Raw genomic sequence first — 13,665 nt, 5'->3', positions numbered from 1 at the left:
TTTCGGGGCCGCGCTACTCGGCGTTCAGAGCTCGTAGCCCGCATTCTCCATGAGGTCCGCGAACACGTCCGTCCCCATCGCCTGCTCGTAGACGATGGCGGTGACCATCCCGCCGGGGTGGGCCGCGTGTCGGGCGTGGACCGAGCGCAGCGTCACCTCGCGGCCGCGCTCGTCGAGGTCGACGACCTCCGGCGACCCCGTCTCGGGGAGCGCGGGCCCGTCGTCGTCCGCCTGCGTCGGCTCCGCGCCGTCGCCGGTCGCCGCGGTGGAGACCGTCTGGCTCATACAGCCCGCCAGCCCGGCGACGCCCGAGAGCCCCGCCGCCCGGAGGATCGTTCGCCGCGCGAAGCCGCCGTCGGAGTCGGAACCAGCGTGGGTCATGTCTGGACCGAGGGGAAGCGGCACCATAACCGGGTCGCGGCTTCCCGATCGGAGGTACGACCGACGAACCGGTTCGGCCCGTAGTATAGAAAAGAATCAGCCGCGGCGGGAGCGGGCGCGGATCAGTCGTCCGCCGGCTCGCCGGCGGGCGCGTCCGACTCGTCGCCGGCCGCCGCGTTCTCGCCGATCGGCTCGCTGTCCCAGTACGCGTGGCCGTCGTCGGCCCGGAAGCAGGTCGCCGTCCGGCCGTCACCCACGTCGTACCTCGGCGGCGCCGACTCGCGGCAGGCCGCGCGGGCCTCCGGGCAGCGGGTGTGGAACCGGCAGCCCGCCGGCGGGTTCCGCGGCGAGGGCACGTCGCCGCGGAGCGTCTCGAACTCCTCGTCGCGCGCCTCCGTGCTCGCGCGCGGGACGCTCGACAGCAGCGCCTTCGTGTACGGGTGCGCGGGGTCGTCGAAGATCGCCTCCACCGGCCCGATCTCGACGATCTCGCCGAGGTACATCACCGCGACGCGGTCGCAGACGTGGCGCACCACGCCGAGGTTGTGCGCGATGAACAGGAACGTGAGCCCGAAGTCGTCCTGGAGGTCTTCGAGCAGGTTCAGGATCTGCGCCTGGACGCTCACGTCGAGCGCCGACACCGGCTCGTCGAGGACGACGAAGTCGGGGTCCAGGGCGAGCGCCCGAGCGATCCCGATGCGCTGGCGCTGCCCGCCCGAGAACTCGTGCGGGTACCGGTCCATCTGGTCGGCGGAGAGGCCGACCCGTTCGAGCAGGTCGCGGGCCGTCTCGCGGCGCTGTTCCCGGTCGGCGACGTCGTGGATGCGGAGCCCCTCCGTGACGATGTCGCCGGTGGTCATGCGCGGGTCGAGGCTGGAGAACGGGTCCTGGAACACGATCTGGGCGCGCCGGCGGAACTCGTTCAGGTCGCGGTCGGTCATCGCCCGAACGTCGGTCCCGTCGAAGGTGATCTCGCCGGCGGTCGGCTCCCGCAGGCGCAACACCGTCTCGCCGGTCGTCGACTTGCCGCAGCCGGACTCGCCGACGAGCCCCAGCGTCTCACCCTCGCGCACGTCGAAGGAGACGCCGTCGACCGCCTTCACGCTCGCCGACTCCTGCCCGAGCAGGCGGTCGACGATCGACGAGTCGTCCGCGTAGTACTTCTTCAGCCCGTCGACGGAGAGCAGCGGGTCGCTCATTCGCCCTCACCCCCGTCGGTCGCGGCCTCCGCGTCGCCGACCTCGTCGAAGTGATCGTCCGGGAGCGCGTCCGCCGGGTCGTACTCGCGCTCGGCGAGGACGCACTTGGCGCCGTGGTCGGCGGCGGCGTCGACGGTCGCCTCCGCGGGCTTGTCGAGGCACGCCTCCATCGCCTTCGGGCACCGGTCCGCGAAGTAACACCGGTCGCCCATCTCGGCGTCGACCAGGCTCGGGACGTTGCCCGCGATCGGTTCGAGCCGCGGCCGCGGGTCGTCCACGTCGGGGATCGAGCCGAGCAGCCCCTGCGTGTACGGGTGGACGGTGTCCTCGAACACGGAGTCGAGCGTGCCGCGCTCGACGACCTCGCCGGCGTACATCACGCAGACGCGGTCGCACATCTCCGCGATCACGCCGAGGTCGTGCGTGATGAGCACGATGCTCATCCCGCGGTCGGCCTGGATCTCCTTCAGCAGGTTCAGGATCTGCGCCTGGATCGTCACGTCGAGCGCGGTCGTCGGCTCGTCGGCGATCAGCACGTCCGGCTCGCCGGCGAGCGCCTGCGCGATCATCGCGCGCTGGAGCATCCCGCCGGAGAACTGGCCGGGGTACTCGTCGACGCGGTCCTCGGGGTCGGGGATCCCGACCTGGCCGAGCAGCTCGACCGCCCGCTCCATGCTCTCCTCGCTGGTGTAGTCGCGGCCGGGGACGAGCCCGTCGAGGAGGTACTTGCCGAGCCCGTACCCCTGCGTCCGCGAGCGCGTCGAGCGGGGGTTCGCCCGCGCCCGGCGCTGTACCTCGACCGCCTCGGCGATCTGCTCGCCGACCGTGATAGAGGGGTTGAAGCTGCTCATCGGGTCCTGGAAGATGACGCTGAACGAGGGGCCGCGCAGCGACCGGCGCACGCTCGGCGGCACCGTCCGGAGGTCGACGTGGTCGCCGTCGACGTGGACCGCCCCCGTCCCGCGGAACTCCTCCGCGAGGTCGGGGTCGCGGTACCACACCTCGCCGGCCGTGATCCGGCCGGGCGTCTCGACGAGGTCGACGAGCGACAGCGCGGTCACGGACTTACCGGACCCGGACTCGCCGACGACGCCGAGGATCTCGTCTTCCCGGAGGTCGAACGACACCGACTCCACCGCGTTGATCTGCCCCTCCTCGGTGAAGAAGCGCGTCGAGAGGTCCCGGACCGACAGCACGTCGTCGGCCGCGGGCAGCCCGGTCGGGGCCGCGCCGGCAGCGCCGACGGCGTCGGCCGTCGCGGCGTCGCTCGCGCCGCCGTCGGTCGCCGCGGCGGACTCGTCGGTCGGCCGCTCGGCGTCGCTCATGCGGCACCCCCTTCGCCCTCGATACCGGGGTCTAAGGCGTCACGCAGCCAGTCGCCGAGCAGGTTGATCCCGATAACCGACAGCATGATCGCGAGCCCGGGGATGGAGGCGATCCACCACTGCCCGGAGGAGACGTAGTCGCGCCCCTGCGCGATGTCGAAGCCCCACGACAGCGTCGTCCCCGAGAAGCCGAGGAACGACAGCGAGCTCTCTAGGAGGATGATCGCCGCCACCTGTACCGTCCCGAGGACGATGATCGGCGTGATCGCGTTCGGGAGGATGTGGCGGACGATGATCGTGTTGTCGTCGGCCCCGAGGGCGCGAGACGCCTTCACGTACTCCTGCCCGCGCAAGGAGAGCGCCTCCCCGCGGGCGACGCGGGCGAACCACACCCAGTTGACGAGGCCGACGACGATCACCACCGTTATCGGCAACACGAAGCTCTCGGGCATCTCCGGCGCGAGCCCGGCGGCGACGAACGGGTCGGGGACGTTCACCGCCGCGCGCCCCCACAGCCCGATGAGCGCGACCGCCAGCACGAGCGAGGGGAACGCGAGGCTCACGTCCGCGATCCGCATCAGCGCGTCGTCGACGCGCCCGCGGTGGTAGCCGGCGAGCAGCCCGACCGGCACGCCGATCGACGCCGCCAGCAGGGTGCCGAGGACGCCGACGACGAGCGACGTGCGGGCGCCGTACACCACCCGCGAGAACATGTCGCGGCCGAGTCCGTCGGTCCCGAACACGTGGTCCGGGTCGGCCGTGATCTCCACCTCCTCGGTGACGGTCTGGATCTCGCCGTCGACCATCTGCGAGGAGGTCCGCTCGGCCGTCTGCGAGAAGCCGAGCGGCGGTAGCTCGCTCTCGTTGAGCTGTTGCTCGGTCGGGTTGTGGGGCGCGACGAACGGGGCGAACGCGGCGGTCAACACGATGACCACCACGAGCGCCAGCCCGAGCTTCGCGAGCCCGCTACCTCTGAACTCCTTCTTGAGATTGCGTATGACACGTGAAGAGACCATGTTAGTCGGTCACCACCTCCGGGTCGAGGTAGGCGTACACCACGTCGACGAGGATGTTGACGAGGACGAAGCTCGTCCCGATGACGATCAGGCTGCCCTGGAGCGCGGGCCAGTCGCGCTGGTTGATGCTCTCGATGACCAGCGTGCCGAGCCCCGGCCACGAGAACACCGCCTCCGTGATCACGGCGCCGCCGATCAGCGTCCCGAGCTGGAGCCCGAGGACGGTGATCACGGGGATCAGCGTGTTCCGGAGCGCGTGCTTGTACCGGATCAGGGTCCGCGGGAGCCCCTTGGCCCGCGCGGCCTGGACGTAGCCCTTGCTGAGCTCGTCGAGCATGCCCGACCGCGTCAGTCGGGTGATGAGCGCCATGAAGTAGGTCCCCAAGGCGATCGCCGGCAACGTGATGTACGCGAGCCAGGTCAACAGCGTGCCGACGAACGGCTCGGCGGTGATTGCCGACAGCGCCACGTCGCCGACGTCGGCGCCGCGGCCGCTGGTGTTGAAGACGTTGAACTCCACGGCGAAGATCAGGATGAGCATGATCCCGAGCCAGAAGTTCGGCGTCGAGATGCCGCCGAGCGACAGCAGGGTCGCGCCGTAGTCGACCGGCTCGTTGCGGCGGGTCGCGCTGATCACGCCGAGCGGGATCGCGAGGACGATGGCGACGATGCTGGCGGCGACGGCGAGCTCGATCGTCGCGGGCAGGCGCTCGAAGACGAGCGTCGTGACCTCCTGACCGCGGATGTACGACCGGCCCATGTCGCCCTGAAGCAGTTCGAAGACGTACCGCCCGTACTGGATGTACAGCGTCTGGTCGAGGCCGAGCTCGGCCGCGATCGCCTGTCGCGTCTCCTGTGACGCGTCGAGCGGTGCCACCGCGTTGATCGGGCTGCCGGGGGTGACGAACCGGAGCGCGAACACGACGGTGACGACGCCCCAGACGACCCCGATCCCCTGGAGGCTTCTTTTGAGTACGAATCTTCCGAATGACATTAATAACGATATTGCGAGATGACGGGCGCGTTACTGCCGGGTGGCGGTGTCCGGGTCGATGAACTCGTCGGCCCGCGGCTCCCACGAGATCTCGTTCGAGACGCCGTAGACGCTGAACTGCTGGTGCATGAACACCCACGGCGCGAGGTCGTGGGCGAGCTGGTTCGCCTGCTGGAGGATCTCGACGCGCTCCTCGGAGTCCTGCGTCGTCTCGGCCTCGTTGAGCAGCGCGTCGAGGTCGTCGTTCTTCAGGATCGTCAGCGCGCCGTTCGAGGCCATCAGCGGCGTCATGGTCTGACTGCCGTCGAACTCGCCGTTCCCCCAGCCGAGGAGGTTGAAGTGCGGCTTGTCCTCGATGTTGCCCGTCGTGATGTCTTGGACGAGCGAGGAGAACTCGCGCTGTTGCAGCTCACAGGAGACGTTCGACAGCGAGTCGATCTGGTTCGCCGCGGCCTGCGCGATCTCAACGTCGCGGAGGTAGCGACCGATCGGGGTCTGGAGCGTGATCTCGACGCCCGCGTGGCCGGACTCCTCGACGAGCCGCTCCGCCTCGTCGGGGTCGTACGGGTACGGGTCGATGTCGGGATTGTAGCCGACGTGGCCCTCCAGCGTCGGCTGGCCGGTGATGTTCCCGAAGCCGTTGAGCACGTTCTCGATGATGCTCTCGACGTCGACGGCGTAGTTCATCGCCTGCCGGAACTGCTGGCTGGAGAACGGCTCCACGTCGTACCGCATCTGGAGGAAGATGATCCGCGCGCTGGGCACGGAGTTGATCGTCGCCACGTCCGAGCCGTTCACCCGGGAGACCTCGTTCGGCGGCACGTTGGTCACGATGTCCGTCTCCTCGGCGAGCAGCTGGTTGACCCGCGTGCTCGACTCGCTGGAGGCGGTCATGGTGAGCTCGTCGACCTCGGGCGCGCCGTCCCAGTACTCCTCGTTCGGCTCGTAGACGACCTGGTTGCCCGACTCGTAGTTCGCGAGGCGGAACGGCCCCGTCCCGTTGGCGTTCCGGTTGATGTAGTCGCTGCCGTTCTCCTCGATCCACGACTGCTGGACGACCGGGCCGTTCGTCGCGAACAGCTGGAAGGCGATCGGGTTGTAGCCGTCGAAGGAGACGGTCACCTGGCCGTCGCCGGTCGCGACCTCGGTGACCGGCCCGAGGTCGTTCGACTGCGGGCTGGCGATGCCGACGTCCTCGAACACGATCCGCCGGATGCTGTACCGGACGTCCTGCGGCGTGACCTCGTCGCCGTTGTGGAACGTGAGGCCGTCGCGCAGCATGAAGCGGACGTCACCGTCCTCGGTGCGCTCCCACTCGTCCGCGAGGCCGGCGATGATGCCGCCCTGCTTGTCGCGGTCGAGGAGCCCCTCGTACAGCTGGCCGACGATGATCTCGGTGTTCGTCTCGGCGTGGTCCTGCGGGTCGAGCCCGGAGTCCATCTGGCCCATGGTGACGCCGAGTTCGAACGTGTCGTCGCCGCCGTCGGAGCCGTCCGACCCGTCGGAACCGTCGCCGCCGTCCATGCCGTCACCGCCGTCTGAACCGTCGCCGCCGTCGCCGCCGTCGCCGCCGTCGCCACCGCCGGCGCAGCCCGCGAGACCGACCGCACCGGCCGTTCCGGCGTACTTGAGCACCGTCCGCCTGTCGACGTGGTTGTCGTTGTCAGTAGGCATAGCCGATCCCATACGATAGAGCGTTATGAACCTACCGGCAGACGCGGCCCCTTTCGGGACCGACTGCCCGCGTCAGGCTGACAGTAGCGGGGCCGAGTCGGCGGGGTGAGCGCCGCCGAACTCGCCGGATCGGCCGCGAGCGGAAACCGACGGGTATGTAGGGCCCCCGGCGGTAGGCGGGCGGTATGGACGGACCCGATCCCGGACCGCAGTGGGACGCGGTCGAGGCGGACGCGGAGTCGACGGCGGCGGCGTACGGCGAGCGCGGCTGGACCGCGATCGCGGGCCACCCCGGGCAGGTGAACCCCGTCGCGGACGCCGCCCGGATCGACGTGCTGTTGCCCGGCTCCGAGTTCGACGACGCGCTCGCCGCGGTCGAGGACGCCGCGATCGACGGCGTCGACGTGTACGCGGGCGCCGCCGAGGGGGTCGCGTACCGGCTGGTGGTCGCCACCGACGAGTCCGCGCAGGTGGCGCTGTGCGTGCCCACCTACCTCGGGAGCGACGACCTCGACGCGCTGCGCGCGGCCGCCGAGGCGGCGGGCGCGCTCACCGTGCGGCTGCGCCCCCTCGACGACCGCGACCACGTCGAGGTCGCGATCGACGAGCCGGCGGTCTTCTTCGACGCGCCCGAGGCGTGAGACCCACACACGTGGGTATTCGATAGGCGTCTGACTTCGACGTATTCATATTTGTGCGATCGCGATCATCCGTATGAACCGCGCAGAGAAGGCGGCCCTCCAGCTACAGGCGGTCGCCGTGTTGCGGATGCTGAAGGAGACGCGAACGTACGAGGAGCTGTCGGACGTGACGGGGCTGCCCGCGGGCGACCTGAACCGCTACGTGAACGGCCACGTGCTGCCCGGCACCGACCGCGCGAGCGAGGTCGTCGAGTCGGTCGGCCGCGAGGCGCTCGCCGACGAGCTGGTCGCGCGCGTCGAGTTCGACGACGAGGGGTACGTCGACAACTCCGGGGTGGTCTTCGACCAGTCGTTCCTCGACCTCGTGGCGCCGGTCGCGGCGGAGACGTTCGAGTTCGAGTCGCCCGACGTGGTGCTGACGGCCGCGACCGACGGCATCACGCTCGGCGCGGCGATGGCCTCGTTCTTCGACGCGCGCCTGGCGTACGCGAAGAAGTCGAAGGAGACGGCGGTCGAGGAGTTCATCGAGTCGCGCCAGCGGCTCGCCTCCGGCATCGAGCTCACCTACTACCTCCCCGCGAGCGCCATCGACGCCGGCGACACGGTGCTGGTCGTCGACGACCTGATCCGCTCTGGCGAGACCCAGGAGCTCCTCTTGGACATCGCGCTCCAGGGCGACGCCGACGTCACCGGCGTGTTCGCGCTCATCGCCGTCGGCGACGAGGGGATGGACCGCGCGCGAGCGATCACCGACGCCCCGGTCGGGGCGCTCACGACGTTCGAATAGCCACGTTCACGCATACTCTTCGGGAAAAAATCCGTTTAGGAGAGTTTTTGATCCACATACGCGGATCATAGTTCGCGTCGTTCAGCAAGGCTTATCACTCGATCCACGGGAACCTCCACGCGTTCAATGGGGCTTTCAGACACGCTGGCTGCGCGGTTCGACGTGGAGTCGCACGGGTCGGACATCCGCACCGAACTGGTCGCCGGGCTCACGACGTTCCTCGCGATGTCGTACATCATCGTCGTGAATCCCGCGATCCTCTCTGAGGCGATCCAGATCGAGGGGTACGGGCAGGGAGAGGTGTTCCAGATGATCGCCATCGCGACGATCCTCTCGGCGGCCATCGGGACGGCCGTGATGGCGCTGTACGCGAACCGGCCATTCGGGCTCGCGCCCGGGCTCGGGCTCAACGCCTTCTTCGCGTACACGGTCGTGCTCGGGCTCGGAATCCCGTGGCAGACGGCGCTGGCGGCCGTCTTCGTGGAGGGCGTCGTGTTCATGGCGCTCACCGCGGTCGGCGCGCGCGAGTACGTCATCCGGCTGTTCCCCGAGCCGGTGAAGCGCTCGGTCGGGGCCGGTATCGGGCTGTTCCTGCTGTTCATCGGCCTCCAGGAGCTCCAGGTCGTCGTCAACGACGAGGCGACGCTGGTCGCGCTCGGGAACGTCTTCGCCAACCCGTGGGCGATCCTCGGCGTGCTCGGGCTCGTCTTCACGTTCGTGCTGTGGGCTCGGAACGTCACCGGCGCCATCATCGTCGGCGTCCTCACCACCGCAATCGCGGGGTGGGCGCTCACCCTCGGCGGGTTCTTCGCGCGCGGCGCCGTGACCCCCGAGACGCTCCCCTCGGCGCAGTACGACATCACGCCGCTGGCGGGAGCGTTCCTCAGCGGGCTCTCCGGGATCGACCCACTCACGTTCGTCCTGGTCGTGTTCACGTTCTTCTTCGTCGACTTCTTCGACACCGCCGGGACGCTGATCGGCGTCTCGCAGTTCGGTGACTTCCTCGACGACGACGGCGACCTCCCCGACATGGACAAACCGCTGATGGCCGACGCCGTCGGGACCACGTTCGGCGCGGTGCTCGGGACCTCCACCGTGACGACGTACATCGAGTCGTCGACGGGCGTCGAGGAGGGCGGCCGCACCGGGCTGACCGCCCTCGTCGTCGCCGCGCTCTTCCTCGCGTCGCTCGCCGTGATCCCCGTCGTCGCCGCGATCCCGGCGTACGCCTCCTTCATCGCGCTGATCGTCGTCGGCGTGATGATGCTCCAGGGGCTCGTCGAGGTCGACTGGAGCGAGCCCGCGTGGGCCGTCTCCGCGGGCCTCACGGTCACCGTGATGCCGTTCGCCTACTCCATCGCCGACGGGCTGGCGGCCGGCATCGTCGCGTACCCGCTCATCAAGCTCGCGATCGGCGAGGGCCGCGACGTCGCCCTCGGCCAGTACGTCATCGCGGCGCTGCTCGCGGCGTACTACGTCCTCTCGACCGCCGGTTACATCCTCTGAGCCGGACCGCTCGGCGGTCGCGTCGACCGAACCCTCTTGTCGCGACGGGCCGCATACCGACCGAGAGCCGATGTCCGGTCCGCCAGACGCCGACCCGTCCGTGACCGTCGCCGACCGCGAGCGACACGCGAGCGACCCGCCCCGCGAGCTCGCGCTCGACTGCGTCGTCGCGGGGATCGAGGCGGCGCACCCCGCCGCGGTCGTCGCCGACGCGCTCGCGCTCGACGGCGACGTGCTGACCGTCGCGGCCGCCGACGGGACGGCGACCGCCCGCGACCTCGCGGCGTACGACCGCGTCGTGGTCGTCGGCGCGGGCAACGCGGCGGGCCACTTCGCGGCCGCGGTCGAGCGGCTGCTCGGCGACCGGATCGACGGCGGCGCGGTCGTCACCGACGACCCGGTCGAGACCGAGCGGGTCGCGGTCCTCCCCGGCGACCACCCGACGCCGAGCGAGGCGGGCGTCGAGAGCGCCCGGCGGGTGCGCGCGGTCGCGGCCGACGCCGGCGAGTCCGACCTCGTGATCGGACTCCTCACCGGCGGCGGCAGCGCGCTGTTGGCCGCGCCGGCCGAGGGGGTCGCGCTCGGCGACCTCCGCGAGACGACCGACGCGCTGCTGGCGAGCGGCGCGACCATCTCGGAGATGAACGCGGTCCGCAAGCACCTCTCGGCGGTGAAGGGCGGGCGGCTGGCGCGGGCGGCCGCCCCCGCCGACGCGCTCGCGCTGGCGGTCAGCGACGTGACCGGCGACGACCCGGCCGTGATCGCGAGCGGGCCCCTCTCGCCGGACCCGACGACCTTCGGGGACGCAATCGCCGTCCTCGACCGATACGGGATCGACGCGCCCGCCGCCGTCGCGGACCGCCTCGAAGGCGGCGCCGCGGGCGAGGTCGCGGAGACGCCCGGACCGGGCGAGTCACCGTTCGACGGCGGCGGCGTCGACGTCTGGATCGTCGCGAACGCGCGCACGGCCCTGACCGCCGCCCGCGAGGTCGCTGCCGAGCGGGGGTACGAGCCACTCGTGCTCTCGGCGCGGATGCGCGGCGAGGCGCGGGAGGCGGCGAAGGCGCACGCGGCGGTCGCCGAGGAGTGCCGGGCGGTCGGGGAGCCGGTCGAGCCGCCGGCGGTCCTCCTCTCGGCCGGCGAGGTGACGGTGACGCTCGGCGACGACCCCGGAACGGGCGGGCCGAACGGGGAGTTCGCGCTGTCCGCGGCGCTCGAACTCGACGCGGCGGGCCCCGACGGCGAGGGGATCGTCGTCGCGAGCCTCGACACCGACGGGATCGACGGCGCCACGGACGCGGCGGGAGCGCTGGTCGACGACCGCCTCGTCAGCGACGGTCCGGAGGGCCCGCTGACCCGCGAGGCGGCCGCGGACGCGCTCGACGCGCACGACGCGTACCCGGTGCTCGACGACGCGGGGGCGCTGCTCCGCACCGGACCGACCGGGACGAACGTCAACGACCTGCGGGCGGTCGTGGTCGCGGAGCGCGGCGGGCACTCGGACGACGGCGGCGCCCGGGCGGACGCCCGAGAGGGCGGTTCGGAAGGGACTAAGTAGCGGCCGGCAAATTCTGCGACATGCAGACGCTGCTCTTGAACGCGGACGACGTGGACGAGAACGCCGAGATGGACCGCGTGATCGACGCGGTCCGCGGCGCGTTCACGGCCTACGAGCGGGGCGACGCGAAGATGCCGGCGAAGTCGTACATCGACCTCCCCGAGTACAACGGCGACTTCCGCTCGATGCCGGCCTACCTCGACGTGCGCGAGGAGGACGTGGCCGAGGAGACCGAGGAGGGCGACGGCTGGGACGCCGCCGGGATCAAGTGGGTGAACGTCCACACCGACAACCCCGACCACCACGACCTCCCGACCGTGATGGGGACGATGATCTACTCCGACCCGGAGACGGCGTTCCCGCTCGCGGTCCTCGACGGGACGACGCTGACGATGAAGCGGACCGGCGCGGCCGCCGCGGTCGCGACCGATCACCTCGCGGTCCCGGACGCGACGAGCATGGGGATCGTCGGCGCCGGCGTCCAGTCGTACACCCAGCTCGAAGCGGTCGCGGCGGTCCGGGACATCGAGGAGGTCGTCGTGAGCGATCTCGACGAGGCGCGCGTCGCCGACTTCGTCGACGCCTTCGAGGACCGGTTCGACGTGCGCGCCGGCTCGATCGCCGAGGCCGGCCACTGCGACGTGCTCTCGACGGTCACGCCCGTCGAGGACCCTATCGTCGGCCCGGACGACGTGGGCGATCACACCCACGTCAACGCCATGGGCGCGGACGCCGAGGGCAAACACGAGCTGGCGGACGACCTCCTCTCAGACGCCACCGTCGTCATCGACGACCACGAGCAGTGCACCCACTCCGGCGAGATCAACGTCCCGTACGCCGCGGGAACGCTCACCGACGACGACATCTACGGCGAGATCGGCGAGATCGTCGTCGGCCGCCGCGCGGGCCGCCCCGGCACGCCCGGCACGCCGGCCGACGCCGACGGCGTGCGCGGCGTCAGCGTCTTCGACTCGACGGGGCTCGCGATCCAGGACGTGGCGGCCGCGCGCGTCGTCTACGAGCGCGCCGACGAACTGGACAACGGCTACCCGTTCGACCTGCTCGGCCTCGACGGCTGAGTTCGGTCCGACCGCCGCGCTCGACCCCGACGACCGCGCTCGACGCGCCGCTTTTGCCCCTCCGTCCCCTATTACGTCCGTGAAACTCGTCAGCGTCGCCGCGCTCGCGGAGAACCGGGTAATCGGGAGGGACGGCGAGGTGCCGTGGTCCCACATCGAGGCGGACGTCAGGCAGTACCGCGAGCGCGTCGCGGGCTCGCCGGTGATCCTGGGCCGGCGCACCTTCGACTCGATGCGCGACGACCTCCCCGGCAGCCGCCAGATCGTCGTGAGCCGGAGCGTCGATGCGGTGGACGTGCCGACCGCGAGCGTCGCGAACGGCGACGAGGCGGCGATCGAACTGGCCCGCGACGCCGTCGCCGAGGCCGGCTTCGGCACGGCGTACGTCCTCGGCGGCGGGGGAATCTACGACCTGTTCCAGCCGCACCTCGACGGGATGGCCCTCAGCCACGTCGACGGCGCCTACGAGGGCGACACGTACTACCCCGAGTGGGACGACGACGAGTGGGAGGTCGCCGCGGAGACGGCGTACGACCGGTTCACGCTCCGCGAGTGGGTCAGGCGCGCCGGCGCAAGCTGACCGATCTCCCCGGTCGCGGACGACGACCGTTCACCGGCGGCGTGACCCACCGGGGCGACCGGCTCAGTCGCCGTCGACGCGCTCGGCGAACCCGAACCGGGGCTTCACGTCGGTGACCTCGACCGTGAGCGTCTCGCCGACGTCGCCGTCGACGAACAGCGTGTATCCCTCGACGTAGGCGATCCCGTCGCCCTCGTCGCCCTCCTCTTCGACCGTCACCTCGACGCGGTCGCCCTCGGCGACCGGGGAGGTCGTGTACCCCTTCGCGACGAGGTACACCTCCGAGGACGAGTCCCGCGAGGCGGGCGGCGAGACGGTCCGCACGTACTGGAACGACTCGCTCACGTCGTCGCGGAAGGCGTCGAGGTCCTGGCCCTGGAACACCTTCACGACGAAGTCGCCGCCGGGCGCGAGCAGCTCGTCCGCGGTGTCGAGCGCCTGCCGCGCGAGGTGGACCGACCGGGCGTGATCGAGGGAGTACTCGCCGGTCATGTTCGGCGCCATGTCGGAGAGGACCGCGTCGGCGCCGCCCTCGCCGACCGCCTCGCGCAGGTAGTGGCGGGTGCGCTCTTCGGTCATGTCGCCGCGGATCGTCTCCACGTCGTGGTCGTCGAACTCGTCGATGCGCTGGAGGTCGACGCCGACGACGGTGCCGCCCTCGCCGACCGCCTCGGCGGCGACCTGGAGCCAGCCGCCGGGCGCGGCGCCGAGGTCGACCACGGTGTCGCCGCGGCCGAGCAGGTCGGCCTCCTCGTCGAGCTGTTTCAGCTTGTAGGCGGACCGGGCGCGGTACCCCTGCTGTTTGGACCGGTTGTAGTAGTCGTCTTTCCCGCTCATGCGTCGGTCACCGCGGCCCGGGAGGGGGCCGCCGAACCCGCGGGCGAATTCGCGCTCATACCCGTAAGGACGGGGGCGACCGGGAAAT

Annotated in this window: 13 protein-coding genes; 6 read left to right on the top strand and 7 right to left on the bottom strand. The window is 70.9% G+C overall.

Annotation, left to right across the window (positions count from 1 at the left end):
- Window positions 1–24 precede the first annotated feature (24 nt).
- The 6 genes from EXE50_RS06840 to EXE50_RS06810 form a co-directional block, all read right to left on the bottom strand.
- On the bottom strand, window positions 25–381 hold the full coding sequence (locus EXE50_RS06840; protein WP_241982641.1) for a hypothetical protein: 357 nt from the start codon (window positions 379–381) through the stop codon (window positions 25–27).
- A 122-nt stretch (window positions 382–503) separates the two neighbouring features.
- Window positions 504–1,580 carry an ABC transporter ATP-binding protein gene (locus EXE50_RS06835; RefSeq protein WP_053771887.1) on the bottom strand — a complete coding sequence of 359 codons (1,077 nt, stop codon included), beginning with the start codon at window positions 1,578–1,580 and terminating at the stop codon, window positions 504–506.
- Window positions 1,577–2,905: an ABC transporter ATP-binding protein gene (locus tag EXE50_RS06830; protein ID WP_241982640.1), complete on the bottom strand. Its 1,329-nt coding sequence runs from the start codon at window positions 2,903–2,905 to the stop codon at window positions 1,577–1,579. Before EXE50_RS06830 ends, EXE50_RS06835 begins: the two co-directional genes overlap by 4 nt.
- Window positions 2,902–3,921 carry an ABC transporter permease gene (locus EXE50_RS06820; RefSeq protein ID WP_053771888.1) on the bottom strand — a complete coding sequence of 340 codons (1,020 nt, stop codon included), beginning with the start codon at window positions 3,919–3,921 and terminating at the stop codon, window positions 2,902–2,904. The genes EXE50_RS06830 and EXE50_RS06820 overlap by 4 nt, the downstream gene beginning before the upstream one ends.
- Before the next feature lies 1 nt (window position 3,922).
- Complete coding sequence (locus tag EXE50_RS06815) at window positions 3,923–4,915, bottom strand: ABC transporter permease (RefSeq protein WP_137704676.1); 993 nt, start codon at window positions 4,913–4,915, stop codon at window positions 3,923–3,925.
- Window positions 4,916–4,945: 30 nt separating this feature from the next.
- Complete coding sequence (locus tag EXE50_RS06810) at window positions 4,946–6,589, bottom strand: ABC transporter substrate-binding protein (protein ID WP_137704675.1); 1,644 nt, start codon at window positions 6,587–6,589, stop codon at window positions 4,946–4,948.
- A 185-nt stretch (window positions 6,590–6,774) separates the two neighbouring features.
- On the opposite strand from EXE50_RS06810, the gene EXE50_RS06805 reads away from it, so the two are divergent.
- From EXE50_RS06805 to EXE50_RS06780, 6 genes are all read left to right on the top strand, one after another.
- Window positions 6,775–7,230, top strand: a complete 456-nt coding sequence (locus EXE50_RS06805; RefSeq protein ID WP_137704674.1) for a hypothetical protein — start codon at window positions 6,775–6,777, stop codon at window positions 7,228–7,230.
- A gap of 73 nt (window positions 7,231–7,303) precedes the next feature.
- Window positions 7,304–8,017, top strand: a complete 714-nt coding sequence (locus EXE50_RS06800; RefSeq protein ID WP_053771892.1) for a phosphoribosyltransferase family protein — start codon at window positions 7,304–7,306, stop codon at window positions 8,015–8,017.
- A 126-nt stretch (window positions 8,018–8,143) separates the two neighbouring features.
- Entirely contained in the window at window positions 8,144–9,523 is a 1,380-nt protein-coding gene (locus EXE50_RS06795; RefSeq protein ID WP_137704673.1) for an NCS2 family permease, read from the top strand.
- A 70-nt stretch (window positions 9,524–9,593) separates the two neighbouring features.
- Window positions 9,594–11,081 carry a glycerate kinase gene (locus EXE50_RS06790; RefSeq protein ID WP_137704672.1) on the top strand — a complete coding sequence of 496 codons (1,488 nt, stop codon included), beginning with the start codon at window positions 9,594–9,596 and terminating at the stop codon, window positions 11,079–11,081.
- 20 nt (window positions 11,082–11,101) lie between these two features.
- Window positions 11,102–12,160 (top strand): ornithine cyclodeaminase family protein, encoded by a 1,059-nt coding sequence (locus EXE50_RS06785; protein ID WP_137704671.1) that lies wholly within the window; start codon window positions 11,102–11,104, stop codon window positions 12,158–12,160.
- A 79-nt stretch (window positions 12,161–12,239) separates the two neighbouring features.
- The gene (locus tag EXE50_RS06780; protein ID WP_137704670.1) at window positions 12,240–12,740 is read left to right on the top strand and encodes a dihydrofolate reductase; all 501 of its coding nucleotides are present in this window, start codon (window positions 12,240–12,242) and stop codon (window positions 12,738–12,740) included.
- Between the two features lie 63 nt (window positions 12,741–12,803).
- Here EXE50_RS06780 and EXE50_RS06775 read toward each other — a convergent pair whose 3' ends face one another.
- Window positions 12,804–13,577 carry a 23S rRNA (uridine(2552)-2'-O)-methyltransferase gene (locus EXE50_RS06775; protein ID WP_053771897.1) on the bottom strand — a complete coding sequence of 258 codons (774 nt, stop codon included), beginning with the start codon at window positions 13,575–13,577 and terminating at the stop codon, window positions 12,804–12,806.
- Window positions 13,578–13,665 lie beyond the last annotated feature (88 nt).

Origin of the sequence: Halorubrum sp. ARQ200 (assembly GCF_005435115.1) — an archaeon.
Taxonomy (GTDB): Archaea; Halobacteriota; Halobacteria; order Halobacteriales; family Haloferacaceae; genus Halorubrum; species Halorubrum tropicale.
The sequence above is the reverse complement of the archived record's forward strand: the minus strand, read 5'-3'. Positions and strand labels throughout refer to the sequence as shown.

Excerpts from the sequence above, each read along its gene's own strand:
- EXE50_RS06840 (WP_241982641.1), bottom strand. The coding sequence starts at position 381 with ATGACCCACGCTGGTTCCGACTCCGACGGCGGCTTCGCGCGGCGAACG.
- EXE50_RS06835 (WP_053771887.1), bottom strand. The coding sequence starts at position 1,580 with ATGAGCGACCCGCTGCTCTCCGTCGACGGGCTGAAGAAGTACTACGCG.
- EXE50_RS06830 (WP_241982640.1), bottom strand. The coding sequence starts at position 2,905 with ATGAGCGACGCCGAGCGGCCGACCGACGAGTCCGCCGCGGCGACCGAC.
- EXE50_RS06820 (WP_053771888.1), bottom strand. The coding sequence starts at position 3,921 with ATGGTCTCTTCACGTGTCATACGCAATCTCAAGAAGGAGTTCAGAGGT.
- EXE50_RS06815 (WP_137704676.1), bottom strand. The coding sequence starts at position 4,915 with ATGTCATTCGGAAGATTCGTACTCAAAAGAAGCCTCCAGGGGATCGGG.
- EXE50_RS06810 (WP_137704675.1), bottom strand. The coding sequence starts at position 6,589 with ATGCCTACTGACAACGACAACCACGTCGACAGGCGGACGGTGCTCAAG.
- EXE50_RS06805 (WP_137704674.1), top strand. The coding sequence starts at position 6,775 with ATGGACGGACCCGATCCCGGACCGCAGTGGGACGCGGTCGAGGCGGAC.
- EXE50_RS06800 (WP_053771892.1), top strand. The coding sequence starts at position 7,304 with ATGAACCGCGCAGAGAAGGCGGCCCTCCAGCTACAGGCGGTCGCCGTG.
- EXE50_RS06795 (WP_137704673.1), top strand. The coding sequence starts at position 8,144 with ATGGGGCTTTCAGACACGCTGGCTGCGCGGTTCGACGTGGAGTCGCAC.
- EXE50_RS06790 (WP_137704672.1), top strand. The coding sequence starts at position 9,594 with ATGTCCGGTCCGCCAGACGCCGACCCGTCCGTGACCGTCGCCGACCGC.
- EXE50_RS06785 (WP_137704671.1), top strand. The coding sequence starts at position 11,102 with ATGCAGACGCTGCTCTTGAACGCGGACGACGTGGACGAGAACGCCGAG.
- EXE50_RS06775 (WP_053771897.1), bottom strand. The coding sequence starts at position 13,577 with ATGAGCGGGAAAGACGACTACTACAACCGGTCCAAACAGCAGGGGTAC.